This is a genomic window from Actinomadura sp. WMMB 499 (assembly GCF_008824145.1).
Lineage (GTDB): Bacteria > Actinomycetota > Actinomycetes > Streptosporangiales > Streptosporangiaceae > Spirillospora.
Window position 1 is genome coordinate 3,321,717 of sequence record NZ_CP044407.1, and the last position, 18,012, is coordinate 3,339,728.

Below are 18,012 nucleotides of genomic sequence, written 5' to 3' on the forward strand. Positions count from 1 at the left end.
CTTGGCCAGGGTGTCGGTGTCGTCCTTGAACCACGTAGACCTCCCAGGGCTCGCTGCCGGATGCGGTGACCCAGACCTTGTCCTGCAGGCGCAGCTGCAGGAGGTGTCGTCCTCGGAGAAGGTGGCCAGCCCGGCGTCGGTGACTTGGGCGGTGTCGGCGACCTCGACGCCGAGGTGGTTCAGGCGGGTGGGCTCGCCGCCCTCGATCAGGACGAGCTTGAGCGGCGGCTCGGTGACGGCGAAGTTGGCGTAGCCGGTGAGAAGTGAGGCACCCGCCGCGTCGCCCAGCCGAAGAGGCCACCGCAACGCGTCAGACGCTGGAACGAGGCGGCGTCCAGGGCCGAGCGGTCCCCGCGTTCCGGCTCGGGTCGACCTCGTCTCGCACGGAAGTTGGCCGACTCGGCTTTGACGGACCAGTACACATAGTGCACTAGCATCTAGTGTACTATGAAGCAGTCCGCTAGAGAGACTTCGGTGCCGGCCGCGTCAGCGGGGCGCGGGGTGGGGACGCAGTTGTCGTTCGCGCTGTACAGCGCGGCCAACCGGGTGATCCGCCTGCACAAGCCCTTCCTTGAGCCGCTGGGGCTGACGTTCCCCCAGTACCTGGTGACATTGGAGTTGCTCGATGACGGGCCGCTGTCGGTGGGTGTACTCGGCGGGCGCCTGGACATGGATACGGGCACGATCACGCCGCTGCTCAAGCGGCTGGAGGCCGCCGGGCGCGTCACCCGCACCCGTGATCCCGCCGACGAACGCCGCGTGCTGGTCGACCTCACTCCTGCCGGCCGCGCCCTCGAATCGGACGTCCGGAGCGTCACCGGCAAGATCAAAAGTGCATGCCAGTTGACCGATGAGGGCTTGGACGACCTGCGTCGCACGCTTGAGGAACTCGCCCACCCCGCAGACGGGTGAGCTCTCGAATCACTACAAAGGAGATTCTTCTATGAAGATCGGCATTCTGGGTGTCGGGCCTATCGGCAAGACCCTGGCCCGCAAGTTGAGCGCGGCCGGACACGAGGTGAAGGTGGCCAACTCGCGCGGCCCGCACACCATCGAGGCGGACGTGCTGGACTCGGGCGCACGCGCCGTCACGGCGGAGGAGGCGGCAGCGGGCGTCGACGCTGTGATCCTTTCGATCCCGCTGAGCAGTCTCCCGAAGGTCGCGCCGCTGATCGCCGGTGTGCCGGACGACTCGGTGGTCATCGACACCTCGAACTACTACCCGTCGCGCGACACCAGGATCGAGGCCCTCGAAGCCGGGCAGGTCGAGAGCCTGTGGGTCGCCGAACAGCTGGGCCGGCCGGTCGTCAAGGCATGGAACGCGATCGGTGCCGACTCCTTCGCCAACAAGGGCAAGCCCGCAGGGACGCCCGGCCGGATCGCTGTGCCCGTCGCGGCCGATGACGACCGGGCCCGCAAGCTGGGGATGGCGCTGATGGAGGACACCGGGTTCGACGCGGTCGACGCGGGCACGCTCGCGCAGTCGTGGCGGCAGCAGCCCGGCACGCCCTGCTACTGCACAGACCTCTCCCGCGAGGAGATGCCGGGCGCCCTGGCCGCAGCGGACGCGACGCGGTCCCCCAAGCGGCGGGACCTCGCGGTCGCCGCAATCCAGGAGAGGGTCCAGGACGCCACCACCAACCTTGATGCGGAGTACCTCGTCCGCCTGAACCGTGCACTGTTCATGTGAACCTGAACCGCCCGCCCGACTGCCGCGGCGGATCGCCACGTACAACTCGCCCTTCGACCTCAGGGGGCCACCAGCGCATCCTCACACTCGGTAGCGCCCGATAGTCGCACCGAAACCGCCACCGTCGAAACCCGATCCGCCCCCCTCACGGACCTTGCGCGCTCGGCGGGCCGCGATGACGAGCGCGACCGGCATGGACGATCACTGGGCGGAGGACTCGTCCCGGGGCTCGCCCACCCGGTGCGCATCAGAACGCCGAGTCCGGGATGCGAGGACTCGTCGGCCATCGCCGCGCCGCCCACCCCAGTTGATCACGGGCACGGCCCGGAACAGGTCCCGGCCGCGCACCTCGGGACGAGCGCAGCCGTCGCGCTGGGCCGCGCCGAGGAACTCGTCGGTGATCGTGATGTAGCCCGGACAACGGGCGCAGAACCGGCCGCACCCGCGTCCTGACCGCAGAAAGCCCAGCTCAACAAGGATTGGAAATGACGAACAAAACTGTAAAGGTGGACTTCCCGGGCCGTATCGGCGTCTGGTGGAACAGTGAACCCTGGCCCATCCGCGACGCGCAGAACATCGCCCGAGAGATCGAGGCGTTGGGTTTCGGGTCGCTGTTCATGCCTGAGGGCGGAGGCAAGGACGCGCTGGTCGAGTCCGCGGCCTTCCTGGCGGCCACCGACCGGCTCGTGGTCGGTACCGGCATCGCCAACATCCACTACCGGATACCCACCCCCGCGGAGACCGGCGCCCGGACCCTCGCTGCCCTGCACCCTGGGCGTTTCGTGCTCGGTCTGGGCGTCAGCCACGCGCCCTTTGTGGAAGAGGCCATGAAGGGCACTTACGGCAAGCCGCTCGCGAGAATGCGCACGTACCTGGAGCGGATGAACTCGGTGCCGGCGGAGATCGAGGAAGGCGCCAGGCCCGCCCGGGTGCTGGCCGCCCTCGGGCCGAAGATGATCGAGCTCTCCGGTGAACTCGCCGACGGAGCACACCCCTACCTCGTCACGCCCGAACAGACGGCGGCGACTCGGACGATCCTCGGGCCCGGCAAGTGGCTGGTGCCTGAGCAGTCCGTGGCGATCGGCGGTGACGCCGAGGACCAACTCCGGCGGGCGCACACCCACATCGGGTTCTACGTGGGGCTGCAGAACTACCGCAATTCCTGGCTGCGGCAGGGTTTCGACGAGTCCGACCTGGTGCCCGGCGGCTCCGACAGGCTGGCCCGCGCACTGGTCGGCATGGGAACCACCGAACAAGCCGCCGCCTCGATCACCGCACACCTCGATGCGGGCGCCGACCATGTCGTCGTCCAGATCGTCGGCGACGGAGCGACCACGGACCCGCGGCCGGCACTGCGCGAACTCGCCAACGCGCTGCACCTCTGACGACAGCGGCCTCACCCACCTGGCCAGGGCCACCTGGCCAGGGCCACCTGGCCAGGGCCACCTGGCCAGGCGCACACTCCCGGCATCGAAGAACAACCGCGACAGCGTCGTCGTCGACCGCGCCGCCGCCCTCCAGGACCGGTGGCCGGCGCGTCGGTAAATAAGGCAAGGTCTCGACCTTGCGGCCAGGATCGAGGACACCCTCTTAACGTGACCGGCCGAGGCTGGTTTCTGCCCGAGACCCGTCTCGGTCAGTGCTGGTCGCCCATCATGCAGACGATCCAGCGGCCGTTGTCGGCGGCATGGATTTCGACCTTGATCGGGGTACGCCGCGAGAGCCGCTCGCTGCGGATCCCGTCAATGTGCTCCAGAGCCTCGCGGAAGGGGATCGGGTTCCAGGTCGGATGGCCGACCGGTGTCGCGTCTTGGCGGTCAGCCGGGTCGCGTAGGCGATGTCCTCGCCGAACTGCCAGACCGGCTCCTGCCGGATGCGGGCGAGGTTGGGGCGGTGTCCGCAGGCCGTGCGGACTTTCGTCGCCAACACTCGCCGGCATCGGGGGGCGGGGCGTCGGCTTCTTGGGGGGCGCCGAAGGGGCGCAGGCCGGCGCCCGTCTCGGCGCGGGTGAAGGCGTAGCGGCCCCAGGGCCGCCGAACAGCCAGGTGAACGTGACCGCCCGGACCAAACTCCAGCGGATAGCACGGCCCGTAGGAGCTGATCGGAAAGTTCTCGGGTACACGGACGGGAGATCCGCACGCCGTGCAGAGACCACGCGGGTACCGCCCCGGCCTGCCAATTCTCGCACCACCACCCCGACCTGGACGGCCAGGCGCGCGGTTCGCCGCTGGTAGCGCTCCAGCACCCCGGCGACCTGCCCCCGGAAGGTCTGCCGGAGGCACCGCCGGTTGCGGCAGGCGAGGCGGCGCACCTTCACACCCATCACCATCGGTCGCCCGTCAACCGGCAGGTCGGCCACGGTCCGCTCGCACCACGCATGGACATGCGCGGTCTCGACGGCACATCCCGGGCAGGCAACCGGCACCTGTCGGCAGCGGGCACGCGCCCGGAGTGGACGATATTCATCCACGTTGATATTACTGGCCCTCCCGCTGGACCGCCTGCCGAGTAATCAAACATTACGGCATCATGGCCGCCTGAATGCGAAACAAAATACGGTACCCACTTTAGGGACCCCCGACATTATCGAGCTTCCCCCCATCGGTCATCGCTGCAGGTAAAGCACTGCGAGCGCCGTGACGATGTTGTGGTGGTCCGCGTAAGGGCGAAGTCGGCGACCGCGTCGTGGCGACGAGTCCCGAGGCGGACGGCAAATGGCTCTCAAGCGCCTCACAAACTGCGCATTTTGGCGAAGAAATCGTGGAGCATCATGCGCGTGTCGATGTGCGTGTAGACGCGAATTTTTCGGCCGTCCGATCGTTTCGTGTAGGTGCCGTCGCCGTTGAGGTGTGGAGCGTGGATCGTGTTGAAGGTGCTCGAGGGGGTGTTCTCGTACTTGAACGGCCTGGTGTTCGCGCTGGGCGTCCAGCCCGTGAGAGCGGTGAGGAGAACGAGAGGATTGTCGCCCATATTCCAGGTCTCGCCGGTGTTCAGGTTGATTCCTTGGCCGTACAGAGTTTCCCTTGCCGTTTGGAGTTTGGCGTACAACCAGTGGCCGATACGGCCCGCGCCGGCGATGTTCTCCCGTAGTTCCGCGTCGGACACCTGGCAGAACTTGTAGACGTCGCTGGGTATCTGCCATAGAGGTACGGACGTGTCGTTGAAAACGATCTGTGCCGCGACCGGGTCTTCATTGAAGTTCGTCTCGGTCGCGCCGCCATCCGGGTAGGGGGCGCCGCCGATCCAGACGACCGTCATGCGGTCGGCGATGGCCGGTTCGATGAGCAGCGCGCTGGCGACCTCGGTGAGGCCGGCGCCGACGGTCACGAAGAGCGGGAGATCGGTGTCGGTGCGCATGGCTTCGGCGATGATCGCTTCGGCGCCCGGAGAGCGAACCGGAGCGCTTGAGGCGGTCAGTTTGCCGTCGGCGCCCCTGAACGTCGGTACGGAGCGCCGCAGGCCCATGAGACGGACGATCTCGGTGGCCAGTTCCTGGGCCTGGGGGGCCCCGTCGCCGCCGTTAGCGGGGTCGTACACGGCCCGGCCGTCAGCAAAGGTGCCGATGATGCCTCGGACCTGAGTGCTCGGGCTGAGCAGCGCGTGCACGGTGGAGAAAAGACCGTCGGGGTCGCCGGCGAGGTCATTGGAGATGATGACCCTCGATCTGGCGGGCAGCTTGGAGGAAGGTGGCCTGCCGCCCTCGGCTCGGGCTCTGGCGGATGTAGCGACGATGGGTGCGGTGGCCAATGCGGCGCCGGCCGCCAGGACGGCGCCCGTTCGCTGAATCACGTGTCTGCGTCGCAGTTCCATGGGCTCTCCCGGATGTGTTGCGTGGCGGTGGCGACCTTAGAGCGGTCCGTAACCTCCAGTCGATGTTACGTATATCACGTTCTCAAAAAACGCATGTACAACTCTCGTCCGGTGCGTCCCGCGGGTGGGCAGGCCGGTGGGCGGGCGCTCTCCGAGACCACTTTCGTGGGTGGTCGGCCTTCCCTTGGTGGGAAGCGTTCGCAAAGGTTCGCAGTGGACGCGACCACACGATGTGCAGCGGTCCGCTCACCTTCGCCAGGATCAGCTCACCGTCGCGGAACGTGAACGCCGACCGGGTGTACTGCGCGGACGCACGGGGCTTCTAGCGCGACTTGAACCGCGGATAGCGTGCGCGCTTGTCGAAGAACCCGGTGAAGGCGGCCTGCAGGTGCCGCAGCGCCTGCTGCAGTGGCACGCACGACACCTCGTTCAGGAACGTCGGCCACCGGTCCTTTTCCACCCGGTCAGCGCCGCCGAGGTATCGCCGTAGGACATACGGCGCCGCTCGCGGCCCAGGCGCCCGGGTGCGTTCCTCCAGGGCCTTGTGTACACCAGGCGCCATCCGAGCCCGGGACGGGTCGAGCAGGACGCGCGAGCAGGGGACGGCTGGACGTCCTGTTGAACAACGCCGGGGCCCGTCAGGTGGACGAGCGCTCGATGACCCGTTCGTACGTCCGGGCGAGCACGGGGTGGGAGTCGTTGCCCGCCAGCCCGGCGGCGACCGCCTCCGCGCGGTGGCGGCCGACCTCGCGGAGGTCGAACGCGACGGTCGTGAGCGGCGGCGCCGCCAGCCGGGCGGTGGGGATGTCGTCGGCGCCGATGACGGCGATGTCGGCGGGCGCGGCGAGGCCGCGGTCGCGCATGCCGGCCAGCACCGCCATCGCGATCTCGTCGTTGAAGGCGCACACGCCGGTGACGCCCTGCTCCGTCCATCCGGCCACGGCCCGGGCCGCATCGGCGATCTCCATACCGGTTTCCAAGGCCACCGGCAGGTCGATCCCCGCGGCGGCGCAGGCTCGGGCGGCGCCGTCCAGGCGCGATCGCGCCATCGGGCGCAGGACGGGGTCCGTCGGCAGGGCGTATCCCAGCCGACGGTGCCCGCGGCCGACCAGGTGTTCCGCCTGGATCCGTCCGATTTCAGACATGGCGGACGCGGCGTCTTCGGTGGGCAGCACAAGTGATGCTCCCGCACGGTGCAGCGCATCGGCCGTCGCATCGTCGAACGCCCCGAGACCGATGACGGCCATGGCGCCGAGGGTCGCGCATACGTCCGGCAGCGGCCGTCCCCGTGCGCCGGTGAGGTGGGTGACCAGTGTCAGGCCGTGATCGCCGAGCGCCGCGGCGAGTTCCTCGACGAAGCGGCTGATGCTCGGTCCGATGGGCACGTCGGGGACGGACAGCAGGACGATGTCGCTGCGTCCGGCAGCCAGTGCGCGCGCGGATGCGTGGGGCCGGTAGTCCAGGTCGCGGGCGGCCTCCAGGACGCGGCGCCGGGTCTCCTCGGGGATCGACTGGCCCGGACGGTCGTTGAGCACGAAGCTCACGGTCGTCCGGGAGACTCCGGCGGCCCGTGCGACGTCGGCGCTGGTGATGCGTTTCGCGGGTCGCGTCATAAGCCTCTCGCCGCCGGGGTCTGGATCGACGTAACCCGATGGTATTCCGTCCCCTGTAACACGTATTACCTTGCCCTCGAACGGCGTTCTGTTACTTGTTCGTTACTTGCCTTCCTCTTGTCACGTGAACGTCCCCTGTCGTTACCTACTAACGCGCGTTGGTGGCGCGCGTTAGCAAGAAGGGGCAGGTAGATGACTTTTCCGGACGGGTTCCTGTGGGGGGCGGCGACCGCCGCCCACCAGGTCGAGGGCGGCAACGTCACCAGCGACTTCTGGGCGCTGGAGCACGCTCCCGGCTCGATGTTCGCCGAACCCAGCGGTGACGCCTGCGACCACTACCGGCTGTACCGCGAGGACATCGGCCTCCTCCGGGACCTCGGCTTCACCGCCTACCGCTTCTCCATCGAGTGGGCCCGGGTCGAGCCCGAGGACGGGTTCGTCTCCCGTGCCGCGATCGCGCACTACCGCGACGTCCTGGAGGCCTGCCACGAGGCCGGGATCACGCCGATGGTGACGCTCCACCACTTCACCAGCCCGCACTGGCTGATGGACCTGGGCGGCTGGGAGTACGACGGGACGCCGGAGCGGTTCGCGGCCTACTGCCACATGGTGATGGACGAACTCGGGCCGCTGATCCCGTACGCGGCGACCATCAACGAGGCCAACATCGCCCGTCTGACCCGCAGGATGATCGAGGGCTTCACCAAGGCGCCCGAGCAGGCGCCGGTCGGCGTCGGCCGCGACCGGCCCGACGCCGCGAGCAGGCCGAACACCTTTCTGTTCACCTGGAGCGACACGGGCCTGGAGGTGGTCAAGCGTGCGCACGTCGAGGCGCGGCGCGCGATCAAGAACGCCAGCCCGTCCACCCGGGTGGGCGCCACCTTCGCCCTGCAGGACTACCAGTCGGAGCCGGGCGGCGAAAAGGCCGCCGAGGAGCGGTGGGCCGAATCGTTCGAGGACTTCCTGCCGGCCCTGGACGGCGACGATTTCCTCGGTGTCCAGAACTACAGCCGGGTGCTGGTCGGCGCGGACGGCACCCTGCCCCATCCGGAGGGCGCCGAACTCACCCAGATGGGATACGAGTTCTATCCGCAGGCGCTGGAGAACGTTCTGCGGCGTGCGGCGTCGGCGGGGCTGCCGATGTTCGTCACCGAACACGGCATCGCCACCGGCGACGATGCGCGGCGCGTCGAGTTCGTCCGGCGGGCCCTGGTGGGCCTGGAGCGTTGCGTGGCCGACGGCGTCGACGTGCGCGGCTACTTCCACTGGTCGATGCTCGACAACTTCGAATGGATGCTCGGCTACGCACCGGCGTTCGGCCTCATCGCGGTCGACCGGACGACGCAGCGCCGCACGGTCAAGGACAGCGCACGTGTGCTGGGGAACATTGCCCGGCGCAACGCGCTCGCCTGACATCGGACAGCTGTCCTCTGACCCTCGCCACCGAGAGCGGTCATGTCACCGACATCCCCACCCCCTTTCTGCGAGGTCGTTTCATGGCCCTCACCCCACCGGAACCGCCACCGGGCGGCGGAAACTCCCCGCCCGTGGTGATCAGTGCGGAGCCTGCGGGTGCCGCCGAGATGCCACCGGCGGAGAGCTCCTACATCTGGCTGATGGTTCTCGCCGTGTTCGGCGTCTTCATGGCGTTCGTGACGCCGATCGCGATCTCGCTGGCGATCCGGGTCGAGCAGCTCGCCCCGGGGCACGAGGAGTACCTCGGCTACATCACCGGTGCGGGCGGCATCGCCGCCGTCCTGGCGGCGCCGCTGTTCGGACGGCTCAGCGACCGCACCCGGAGCCGGCTCGGCCGCCGCCGTCCGTACCTGCTCGGCCTGACGGCCGTCGGGGTCGTCGCGCTGGTGGTGCTGGCCCTGGCGCCGACCGTTCTCGTGCTCGGCCTCGGCTGGGTCCTGGCGCAGATCGGCTGGGGGTCGGCTTTCGTGTTGCTGGTGGCCTCGCAGGCCGATCGGTTGCCGGAGTCGCAGCGCGGCAAGGTCTCGGCCCTGTCCGGTGTCGTGCAGCAGCTCGCGCCCATCGCCGGTGCGCTCATGGCGGGCGGGCTCGCCGGCAACGCCCTCCTGCTGTTCCTCGTCCCGGGTGCGGTCGGTGTGGTGGCCGTGGCCGTGTTCGTCTGCTTCGTGTACGAACCGGACAGCCGGGGGATGGAGAAGACCGGGGAGCCGACCTCCCTGCGCGTCCTGGGCCACGCCTACACGTTCGATCCGCGCCGCTATCCCGATTTCGCCTGGAACTGGCTCGGCAAGTTCCTGTTCATGTTCGGTGTCACCTTCAACACGACGTTCATGTCGTTCTTCCTGGCCGCCCGGATGGGCGTGAGCGTCGAGGAGGCGGCGGGCATGGTCGCGGTCGTGGCGGGCGGCGGCATCGTCGCCACGATGCTCGGCGCCCTCGGCGGCGGCTTCCTGTCCGACCGGCTGCGGCGGCGCCGCGCCTTCGTGCTGGCCGGCGGCTGCGTGTTCGCTCTCGGGGCGGCCGTCATGGCGTTCGCCCCCGGCCTGCCGCTGATCGTGGCCGGTGCCGTGCTGGGGAACCTCGGTCTGGGACTGTTCGCCGCCGTGGACCAGGCGCTCATGCTGGACGTGCTGCCCGAACGGGAGAGCGACGCCGGCCGGTTCGCCGGCATCTACGGGTTCTCCACCTCGATAGCACAGGGGCTGGCTCCGCTCATCGCTCCGATCTTCCTGGCCGTCGGCACGTCCGGCGACGAGCAGAACTACACGCTGCTGTACCTCATGGCGGCGGCCCTCGCTCTGATCAGCGGGCTGGTAGTGGCCCTCCGCGTCAAGTCCGTCTCCTGAACGAAGCGAAGGATCTCTGTGCACAGCGATATCTCGGCGCTTTCCCTTGAAGAGAAGGCCGCGCTGCTCTCGGGCCGGGACGCGTGGTCGACCGCCGGCGTCGAGCGGCACGCGATCCCCTCGATCGTCCTGACCGACGGCCCGCACGGTCTGCGCAAGCCGCCGAAGGACGCCGAGGCGTTCGGTTTCGGCGCGAGCGTCCCGGCCACGTGCTTCCCCACGGCGGCGGCGCTCGGCTCGTCCTGGGACGTCGACCTCCTGGAGCGGGTGGGGCGGGCGCTCGGGGACGAGGCGCGGGCCGCAGGCGTGGCGGTGCTGCTCGGGCCGGGCGTCAACATCAAGAGATCCCCCCTGTGCGGACGCAACTTCGAGTACCTGTCCGAAGATCCGGTGCTGACCGGACGGCTGGGGGCGGCGCTGGTGCGCGGCGTGCAGAGCCGGGGCGTGGGCGCCTCGGTGAAGCACTTCGCCGCCAACAACCAGGAGACCGACCGGATGCGCATCAGCGCCGAAGTCGACGAACGCACGCTGCGGGAGATCTACCTCGCCGCGTTCGAGCACATCGTCACCACGGCCCGCCCGTGGACGGTGATGGCCGCCTACAACAGGATCAGCGGCGTTCCGGCGGCGGAGAACCACTGGCTGCTCACCGAGGTGCTGCGCGGGGAGTGGAGGTTCGACGGCCTGGTGGTGTCCGACTGGGGCGCGGTCGCCGATCCCGTCGCCGCCGTCGCGGCCGGTCTCGATCTGGAGATGCCGACGACGAACGGCTCGAGTGCCGCTCGGCTCGTCGAGGCCGTCGAATCCGGGCACCTGGACGAGGTCGTGCTCGACCGGGCCGTTGCGCGCCTGCTCGATCTCGTCGACCGGGCCGACGCGGACGCCCCGGCGGGAGACATCGGCTTCGGTTTCGACCGGCACCACGCGCTGGCGAGGACGGCCGCGGCCGAGTCCGCGGTCCTGTTGAAGAACGACGACGCGATCCTGCCACTGGACCCCGCCGCCCGGATGAGCGTGGCGGTCATCGGCGAGTTCGCCCGCACCCCGAGGTTCCAGGGCGCGGGCAGTTCGCAGATCAACCCCACCCGGGTCGACTGCGCCCTCGACGCACTGGCTGAGGCCGCCGGTGACGACATCCGCCTCTCGTTCTCGCCCGGTTTCTCCCTTTCCGGGGAGGGGAGCGACTCGCTGTTCGCCGACGCGGTCGCCGCAGCAGCGGACGCCGACGTCGCCGTCGTATTCCTCGGTTTGCCCGAAGGACGGGAATCGGAAGGGTTCGACCGCGAGGACATCGACCTCCCGGACGTCCAGCTCCGCCTGCTGGACGCGGTAGCGCGGGCGAACCGAGACGTGGTCGTCGTGCTGGCCAACGGCGGCGTGGTCGAGGTCGCGTCCTGGCAGCACAACGCCAAAGCCGTCCTCGAAGGCTGGCTGGCCGGGCAGGCCGGGGGCGGCGCGGTCGCCGACCTGCTGTTCGGACGCGCCAACCCGTGCGGCCGACTGGCCGAGACCGTCCCGACGCGTCTGCAGGACAACCCGTCCTACCTGGACTTCCCCGGCGCCGACGGCATCGTTTCCTACGGCGAGCGTCTCTACGTGGGCTACCGCTACTACGACGCCCGGGACATGGACGTCGCCTACCCATTCGGGCACGGCCTGTCCTACACCACCTTCAGCTACTCGGACCTGGACGCGACGGTCGAGGGGAGCGGCGACGACGTGGCCGTGCGGCTGCGGCTCACCGTGACCAACACCGGGCCGATGGCCGGCAAGGAGGTGGTGCAGGTGTACGTGCGTGACGTCGAATGCTCGGCCGACCGTCCCGTCCGGGAGCTCAAGGCGTTCACCAAGGTCGGGCTCGCCCCCGGCGAGTCCGCGCCGGTCGAGTTCGAGCTGGACGCCCGCGACCTGTCGTTCTTCAGCCCCGCCCACGGTCGCTGGGTGCTGGAGAGCGGCGAATTCCAGATCGGTGTCGGCGCCTCGTCGCGCGACCTGCGGCTGACCGCCCGGGTGACGCTGGACGCGCCCGCACTCCCCCGCCCGCTCGGGCGCGACTCGTCCGTAGGCGAGTGGCTCGCCCACCCCGAAGGCGGCCCGCTGCTGCTGCGGGCGCTGGGCGCGATGGAGGGATCGGCCGTCGCCGCCGACCCCACCATCCTCCGCATGGTCGAGTCGCTGCCGCTGAACCGGCTAGCCACGATGAGCGGCGACCGCCTGGACACCGCCGACCTCGACCGATTGCTCGACCGCTCCGCTTCCGCGCCCGCGCGGGGCGCTGCCCCGACCGACGCGCCGCGCACGCGTCACGCCGGACCGGATGATTGCCAGCCGGCACGGCCGATTCCACGGGAGGGCGGTACGGCCTCGTCGGACGCTGTTACGGGTCGGGGGTATTCCGGGTGATGCGCGGGCAAAGGGCCTAGTGTTCGACCTGGGGGTAACAGTGAGCAGTCAGGCGGACGACCGGACGGGCGCGGTCAACGACAACCTGGTCGAGGCGATGAACTCGGGGGTCCTGGCCATCGATGCCGACGGCCGGATCACGGCGTGGAACCCCCGGGCTCAGCAGCTTCTGGGCTACACCCGGGAAGAGGTCCTGGGCAGGGACGTCCACGGCCTCCTCCACCGGGACGGCCGAGGGTGCGTCCCTCTGGAGCGGGACTGCCGCCTGAGGCGGGCGCTCCGAACCCGTGTCCCCGGCCACGGGGACGGCGAGAACCTCGTCCATCGCGACGGGCGGCTGCTGGTGTGCTCCTGGTCGTCCGCGCCGATCTACGCTGGCGGTCCGTCACCGGCCGAGACCGAGGTCGCGGTCGGGGTGGTCCTCGTCTTCCAGGACGCCGCCGAGCGGTTCGTGATCGAGGACGAGCTGCGCGACCGGATGGCCGGGATGCGGCGGGCCATCTCCCGGCTGGAGCTGGTCGCCGAGATCACCACGGTGCTGTCGTCCACACTGAACGAGGATGAGGTGCTCAGGCGCCTCGTGCGGCTCGTCGTGCCCGCACTCGGGGACTGGGCGGAAGTCGACCTGCTGATCTCCGACGGACGCGTCGAGCGTGTCGCCGCGACGCACCGCGAGTCCACGCCCGAGGAGGACGCCGCCCTGGAGGGGCCGCTGCCGCCCCTCCCCCGGACGCCCCGCGGATCGCTCGCCCGGGTTCTGCGCGGCGGCATGACCGTCGTCACCGGCGGCGACGCCTCCGAATCGCACCCCGATGAGCCGCTGGACGCGGCCCAGCGCGCCCTCTTCCGCGTCATGGGCGCCGACAGTGCGATCAGCGCTCCGCTGGCGGCCCGGGGCGAGGTCTACGGCGCCCTGACGCTGGGCTTCTCCCGCCCCGGCCACGGGTACGGCACCGACGACAGGCTCGTCATCGAGGACATCGCCCGACGCGTCGGTCTCGTCGTGGCCAACGCCCGCCTGTTCGCCGCACAGCGCAACACGGCCGAGGCCATGCAGCGCAGCCTGCTCCCGCCCTTGTTCCAGCCGGGCGATCTGCAATTTCAGGCCCGGTACCTGCCCGCCACCGAGGCCAGCCGGCTCGGCGGCGACTGGTACGACGCCTTCGAGCTGTCCGACGGCGCCACCGGCCTGGCCATCGGCGACGTCGTGGGCCACGATCTGCAGGCGGCGGCCCGGATGGCCCAGGTCCGCAACATGCTCAGGGCCCTGGCCTGGGATCTGACCGCTCCCCCCAGCACAGTGCTCGAACGGCTGGACGGCGCGATGGACGCGGTGAGCGAAGCCGAGCTGGCCACCGCGGTGTTCGCCCGCGTCGAACGTGCGGGCGAGTCGTCCTGGCGGCTGCGCTGGTGCAACGCCGGTCACCTCCCGCCGCTGCTGGTCACCCGCGACGGCGGCACGCAGTTCCTCGAGGAGCACGGGATGCTGCTCGGCGATCCGGAGCTCGCGGGCGCACGCCCCGACGGCGTCCGCGCCCTCCCTCCGCTGTCCACCCTGCTGCTCTACACCGACGGTCTCGTCGAGACCCGCGACTCGGACCTGACCGACCGTCTCACCGGCCTGCGCCGGCACAGCGCCCAACTGGCCCGGTTCCCGCTGTCCGACCTGTGCGACCGCCTCATCGAGCGCATGCGCCCCAGCCGCGAGGACGACATCGCTCTGCTCGCCCTCCGCATCCCGGGTTGACGCGGTCGCGGGCGACGCCCCGTGCGGCGTCCTCAGAGCCGTTCAGTGATCCAGTTCCATGCGCCGCCGGTCTCCTGCGCCCGGATCAGATGCGCACCGCTGGAGTCCCCGAGTTCGGCGATCGCCCTGGCCAACCGCCGATGGAAGTCGGCGGGCACGCGGGCGATCCCCGACGAGCCCTCCAGGAGGGCCACGCTGACCTTCGACTCGTCACGGAGCTGTGCGGTCAGGCGACCGGTGTCGTCCATACGGAACATCACGACCGCATCGGCACGGACCATGTCATCGCCGTCGGCCGCCGAGATCCACACCGCCGGCTTGAACTCCCATGGACACCTGCACGCGCCGCTGGTCGGCCGTGTTCGCTCGTTGTTCGCTCGGCGGTTTCGAACCGGGGCGGCACGGCGCGGGATGTAGCGGCATGGAGATGGCGCTGGATGCGGACAGATTGATACAGTGCACCCCTGAGAGCGCTGCTCTGATATGAGAGCACCGGACTTTTAATCCGTAGGTTGTGGGTTCGAGTCCCACGCGACCCACCACCCCTGACCAGGGAAAACGAAGAAAATGTCCGGTTCGCCGGGCGCCCCGGATGCCCCACTTCGTTCCCGTGTTCGCTCGATGTTCGCTCGTTGGTCGGGACTCGCCCTCCAGGCACGCCCCGCCTCCCTCTCTTTATGCCTTGACAACCCCTTTGAGTAACTTGCTGCCGACTCCTAGTCACAGTTGATGACTGGGTCCCGTTGTGAGGCTGACGCGTCCCGACCGGCGTGTCCTCGTCGCCGTTGGCCCGCGGGTCTGTCCAGTTAACGGCTCTGTCGCTCTTTCGGTGGTAGCGGAGGGTGTCGGCCTGTCACGCTAAGGCGTGATCAAGGACGGCGATCTTGTCGGTGTGGTATTCGCGGGCCTGTCCGGCCTGGTCATCGATGATGTGGCGGATGAGGGCGAGCGGATTCGGGTGCGGGCCCGCAGCCGGGAGGCGCCGGTCCGTTGCCCGGGGTGTGATGTTGAAACCTCCTGTGTCCACGGGTGGTGCGAGCGAACCGTGGCCGATCTCCCGGTCGACGGGCGGCCGGTGCTGCTGGAGGTACGAGTCCGTCGGCTGACCTGCCGCAACCGGCAGTGCCCGCGGAGGACCTTCCGGGAACAGATCATGGGGGTGCTGGAGCGTTACCAGCGACGCACCGCTCGCCTGGCAGCGCCTGTCGGGGCGGTGGTACGGGAACTGGCAGGCCGGGCCGACGCTCGCGTGCTGACTCTTCTCGGCGTGCCGGTCTCACGCCACACCGCGCTGCGGACCTTGTTGCGGCTGCCGCTGCCGGAGGTGACGCCGCCGCGGGTGCTGGGCGTGGACGACTTCGCCCTGCGGCGCTCCCACTCCTACGCCACCGTGCTGATCGACGCCGAGACCCGCCGACGGGTCGATGTCCTGCCCGACCGCCGCTCCGGCACCCTCGCCGCGTGGCTGCGCGAGCATCCCGGCGTCGAGGTCGTCTGCCGGGACGGCGCCGCCGGCTACGCCGACGCCGTGCACCAGGCCCTGCCCGGTGCCCTGCAGGTCGGGGACCGGTGGCACATCTGGCACAACTTCGCCCAGGCGGCCAGCAAGGAGGTCGCCGTGCACAGCGGCTGCTGGGCCTCGGCCTCCCGCGTGCGAAAGCTCGACGGCGGAAAGACCACGACCCTGGCGAGGTGGCACCAGGTCCACGATCTGCTGAATGCCGGTGTCGGTCTGCTGGAATGCGCACGTCGCCTCGACCTCGCGCTCAACACCGTCAAACGGTACGCGCGGATCGACGCAGTCCTCTACCGCTACATCACCCAAGGCCGCGTCGAAGACGACCGTCCCGGCCTGTCGCCCCGCAGGCTCGCGCGGCTCCTGCTCGCCCGCCCCGGCACGCTCAAGCCCGACCAGCACGAACTCCTCGCCAAGACCACCAGCGCCTGCCCGGAGATGAGCGCGCTCGCCGCACTGGTCCGCACCTTCGCGCACCTACTGACACCCGCCGCCGAGAACGCAGACCGGCTGCAGGAATGGATCACCGCCGCCCAAGAGGTGAAGCTGCCGCACGTGCACTCGTTCATCCGCGGCCTGCGGCTGGATCACGATGCCGTCTGCGCCGCTCTGACCAGCGAATACCACAATGGTGGAACCGAGGGCGTCAACACCAAGACCAAGCTGATCAAGAGACAGATGTACGGCCGGGCGGGCTTCCGACTTCTTCGGCACCGCATCCTTCTCGGCTGAGCCTAATTGTCTGCTACCACCGAAAGAGCGACAGAGCCGAAAACCCCCGTACAGTCCCTCAGCAGGTGGCCCGCACGTGGAACATCAACCCCGAGGACCTGCTGTTGATCGCGTTGAACGCCTTCGGTGCCCGGTCAACGCTCCTCAAGCCCCGCATGTATCGAGCCGGTCATCGCGGCGTGGAAGGCTCGGCACCCGTCGGTGTCGGGGCACCGGGGCCGGTATCCGATGCGGGAGATCGTGAACGCGATCTTGTATCAGGAGCGGACGGGGTGCGGGTGGGAATACCTGCCGCATGACCTGCCGCCCCGCTCGGCGGTGTACTACTACTTCGGCCGGTGGCTCTCTAATGCGTTTGTCAAGCCGCTACGGCTGTGTGGCCGGGGTTGTAGGGAGTGCGGTTGCGGAGCACGGCGTGCAGCACGTTGACGCGTCTTCGGGCGAGCGCGAGTACGGCCTGGTGGTGGGTTTTCCCTTGGTCCTTCTTGCGCCGGTAGAACGCCTTGCTGGCCGGGTCGCAGCCGACCGCGATGAACGCCGACTGGTAGAAGACCCGTTTGAGGGCCTTGTCTCCGGCGCGGGAGCGTTGCAGGTAGCGGACCTTGCCAGACTGGCGGAGTACCGGGGCCAGGCCCGCGGCGGCGGCGAGCTGGTCGCCGCCGGCGTAGCGGTCGATGCCGCCGGTGACGGCCAGGAATTCGGCGGTCAGGACGGCCCCCATCCCCGGCAGGCTGGCGATGAGGGCCGCGTCAGGGTGGCGCTCCAGCACCTCCCGCAGGCGCTTGTCCAGCGCGGCGAGCCGGTCCCGGGCGGCCAGCGCCTCGGCCGCGATGTCGCGGACCAGGTCGGCGGCGACCGCCTCGCCGGGCACGCTGACGCGCTGCGCGGTCGCCGAGGTGAATGTCCCGTCGGCCAGCGCGATCAGCTGAGCGTCCTTGACGTGGCTGAGCTTGCGCAGGTGGGCCAGGACGCGGGCGCGTCCGGCAGCGCGGATCTCGGCCGGGGTGACGTACTGGGTGAGCAGGTGCAGGCCGGTCTTGCCGGTGAGGTCGAGCTGGCGCTCCAGGCCGGGGTGGATCGAGGCCAGCAACTCGCGCAGCCGGTTGGCGCGGCGGGTGGCATCGGTGACCAGGTCGGCGCGGCGTGCCACCAGCAGTCGCAGTTCGGCGTCGATGTCCCGGCCGGTGGTGACCGGCCGCAGGTCGTCGCGGATGCGGACCTGGTCGGCGATGACACGGGCGTCCTTGGGATCGCTCTTGTGCTCACCGCCTCGGGTGCCCTGGCGGGCGCGGTTGACCGCCAGGCCGGGGACGTGGACCACGGTCAGGCCCGCGGCCAGCAGCATGGCCTGCAGCAGGGCGGCGATGCCGCCCAGGATGTCGATCCCGACGGTGGCCCGGCCGTGCTCGGCCTCGGCGGCCTGGATGTCGGCGATCAGGTTCTCGATCGCGTCGGGGGTGTTGTCGACCCGCCGGTTGACCAGCACCTTCCCTGCCTCGGCGACCTTGATCTCGGCCCAGTGGATCTGTTTGGCGACATCGATGCCCACGGCCAGCGGCATGACGGCTCTCCCTTCGACGAACTGTCGCAAGCGCGGCCTCTTCCCGCCGTCCTCGCCCTACACAGCGATCAGTCGCGGTCTCTAATCAGCGGTCGAGAAGAAGCGGTGAGGCAGGGGG

General features: G+C 69.7%; 13 protein-coding genes and 3 pseudogenes. 9 read left to right on the forward strand and 7 right to left on the reverse strand.

What is annotated here, in order from left to right:
* Positions 1 to 12: 12 nt before the first annotated feature.
* Positions 13 to 255: pseudogene (locus F7P10_RS14470) on the reverse strand (glyoxalase/bleomycin resistance/dioxygenase family protein); the annotation flags it as partial.
* Positions 256 to 513: 258 nt separating this feature from the next.
* Here F7P10_RS14470 and F7P10_RS14475 point away from each other — a divergent pair.
* The 3 genes from F7P10_RS14475 to F7P10_RS14485 all read left to right on the forward strand — a co-directional run bounded on the left by F7P10_RS14475 (position 514) and on the right by F7P10_RS14485 (position 3,075).
* On the forward strand, positions 514 to 912 hold the full coding sequence (locus tag F7P10_RS14475; protein WP_218040499.1) for a MarR family winged helix-turn-helix transcriptional regulator: 399 nt from the start codon (positions 514 to 516) through the stop codon (positions 910 to 912).
* Positions 913 to 943: 31 nt separating this feature from the next.
* Positions 944 to 1,690 (forward strand): NADPH-dependent F420 reductase, encoded by a 747-nt coding sequence (locus tag F7P10_RS14480; protein WP_151009822.1) that lies wholly within the window; start codon positions 944 to 946, stop codon positions 1,688 to 1,690.
* 485 nt (positions 1,691 to 2,175) lie between these two features.
* Positions 2,176 to 3,075, forward strand: coding sequence for an LLM class F420-dependent oxidoreductase (locus F7P10_RS14485; RefSeq protein ID WP_151009823.1), 900 nt, complete (start codon positions 2,176 to 2,178; stop codon positions 3,073 to 3,075).
* Between the two features lie 761 nt (positions 3,076 to 3,836).
* Here the strand turns inward: F7P10_RS14485 and F7P10_RS44325 are convergent.
* The 4 genes and pseudogenes from F7P10_RS44325 to F7P10_RS14505 all read right to left on the reverse strand — a co-directional run.
* A pseudogene (locus F7P10_RS44325) lies at positions 3,837 to 4,073 on the reverse strand (ISL3 family transposase); the annotation flags it as partial.
* A 347-nt stretch (positions 4,074 to 4,420) separates the two neighbouring features.
* On the reverse strand, positions 4,421 to 5,500 hold the full coding sequence (locus F7P10_RS14495) for a nucleoside hydrolase (RefSeq protein ID WP_151009824.1): 1,080 nt from the start codon (positions 5,498 to 5,500) through the stop codon (positions 4,421 to 4,423).
* A gap of 211 nt (positions 5,501 to 5,711) precedes the next feature.
* Positions 5,712 to 6,007: pseudogene (locus tag F7P10_RS14500) on the reverse strand (RNA-guided endonuclease TnpB family protein); the annotation flags it as partial.
* A gap of 131 nt (positions 6,008 to 6,138) precedes the next feature.
* Positions 6,139 to 7,113, reverse strand: coding sequence for a LacI family DNA-binding transcriptional regulator (locus tag F7P10_RS14505; protein WP_151009825.1), 975 nt, complete (start codon positions 7,111 to 7,113; stop codon positions 6,139 to 6,141).
* Between the two features lie 192 nt (positions 7,114 to 7,305).
* Here F7P10_RS14505 and F7P10_RS14510 point away from each other — a divergent pair, with 192 nt between their 5' ends.
* The 4 genes from F7P10_RS14510 (at position 7,306) to F7P10_RS14525 (ending at position 14,085) form a co-directional block, all read left to right on the forward strand.
* Positions 7,306 to 8,526: a glycoside hydrolase family 1 protein gene (locus F7P10_RS14510; RefSeq protein ID WP_151009826.1), complete on the forward strand. Its 1,221-nt coding sequence runs from the start codon at positions 7,306 to 7,308 to the stop codon at positions 8,524 to 8,526.
* Between the two features lie 134 nt (positions 8,527 to 8,660).
* Positions 8,661 to 9,935 (forward strand): MFS transporter, encoded by a 1,275-nt coding sequence (locus F7P10_RS14515; RefSeq protein WP_218040500.1) that lies wholly within the window; start codon positions 8,661 to 8,663, stop codon positions 9,933 to 9,935.
* Positions 9,936 to 9,953: 18 nt separating this feature from the next.
* Entirely contained in the window at positions 9,954 to 12,338 is a 2,385-nt protein-coding gene (locus F7P10_RS14520) for a glycoside hydrolase family 3 C-terminal domain-containing protein (RefSeq protein WP_218040501.1), read from the forward strand.
* Positions 12,339 to 12,378: 40 nt separating this feature from the next.
* The gene (locus F7P10_RS14525) at positions 12,379 to 14,085 is read left to right on the forward strand and encodes a SpoIIE family protein phosphatase (protein ID WP_176611471.1); all 1,707 of its coding nucleotides are present in this window, start codon (positions 12,379 to 12,381) and stop codon (positions 14,083 to 14,085) included.
* Between the two features lie 32 nt (positions 14,086 to 14,117).
* Here the strand turns inward: F7P10_RS14525 and F7P10_RS14530 are convergent, their stop codons facing one another.
* Positions 14,118 to 14,396, reverse strand: a complete 279-nt coding sequence (locus F7P10_RS14530) for a hypothetical protein (RefSeq protein WP_151009829.1) — start codon at positions 14,394 to 14,396, stop codon at positions 14,118 to 14,120.
* Positions 14,397 to 14,950: 554 nt separating this feature from the next.
* Here F7P10_RS14530 and F7P10_RS14535 point away from each other — a divergent pair.
* Together F7P10_RS14535 and F7P10_RS45425 are read left to right on the forward strand one after the other, a co-directional pair.
* On the forward strand, positions 14,951 to 16,333 hold the full coding sequence (locus tag F7P10_RS14535; RefSeq protein WP_151009830.1) for an ISL3 family transposase: 1,383 nt from the start codon (positions 14,951 to 14,953) through the stop codon (positions 16,331 to 16,333).
* 201 nt (positions 16,334 to 16,534) lie between these two features.
* Positions 16,535 to 16,762 (forward strand): transposase, encoded by a 228-nt coding sequence (locus F7P10_RS45425; RefSeq protein WP_368077487.1) that lies wholly within the window; start codon positions 16,535 to 16,537, stop codon positions 16,760 to 16,762.
* Here F7P10_RS45425 and F7P10_RS14545 read toward each other — a convergent pair.
* On the reverse strand, positions 16,692 to 17,894 hold the full coding sequence (locus F7P10_RS14545; RefSeq protein WP_151008922.1) for an IS110 family transposase: 1,203 nt from the start codon (positions 17,892 to 17,894) through the stop codon (positions 16,692 to 16,694). The genes F7P10_RS45425 and F7P10_RS14545 overlap by 71 nt on opposite strands.
* Positions 17,895 to 18,012: the final 118 nt, after the last annotated feature.

Bases quoted from the DNA above. Each gene is read 5' to 3' on its own strand.
- F7P10_RS14480 (WP_151009822.1), top strand. From the start codon at position 944: ATGAAGATCGGCATTCTGGGTGTCGGGCCTATCGGCAAGACCCTGGCC.
- F7P10_RS14485 (WP_151009823.1), top strand. From the start codon at position 2,176: ATGACGAACAAAACTGTAAAGGTGGACTTCCCGGGCCGTATCGGCGTC.
- F7P10_RS14510 (WP_151009826.1), top strand. From the start codon at position 7,306: ATGACTTTTCCGGACGGGTTCCTGTGGGGGGCGGCGACCGCCGCCCAC.
- F7P10_RS14545 (WP_151008922.1), bottom strand. From the start codon at position 17,894: ATGCCGCTGGCCGTGGGCATCGATGTCGCCAAACAGATCCACTGGGCC.
- F7P10_RS14495 (WP_151009824.1), bottom strand. From the start codon at position 5,500: ATGGAACTGCGACGCAGACACGTGATTCAGCGAACGGGCGCCGTCCTG.
- F7P10_RS14505 (WP_151009825.1), bottom strand. From the start codon at position 7,113: ATGACGCGACCCGCGAAACGCATCACCAGCGCCGACGTCGCACGGGCC.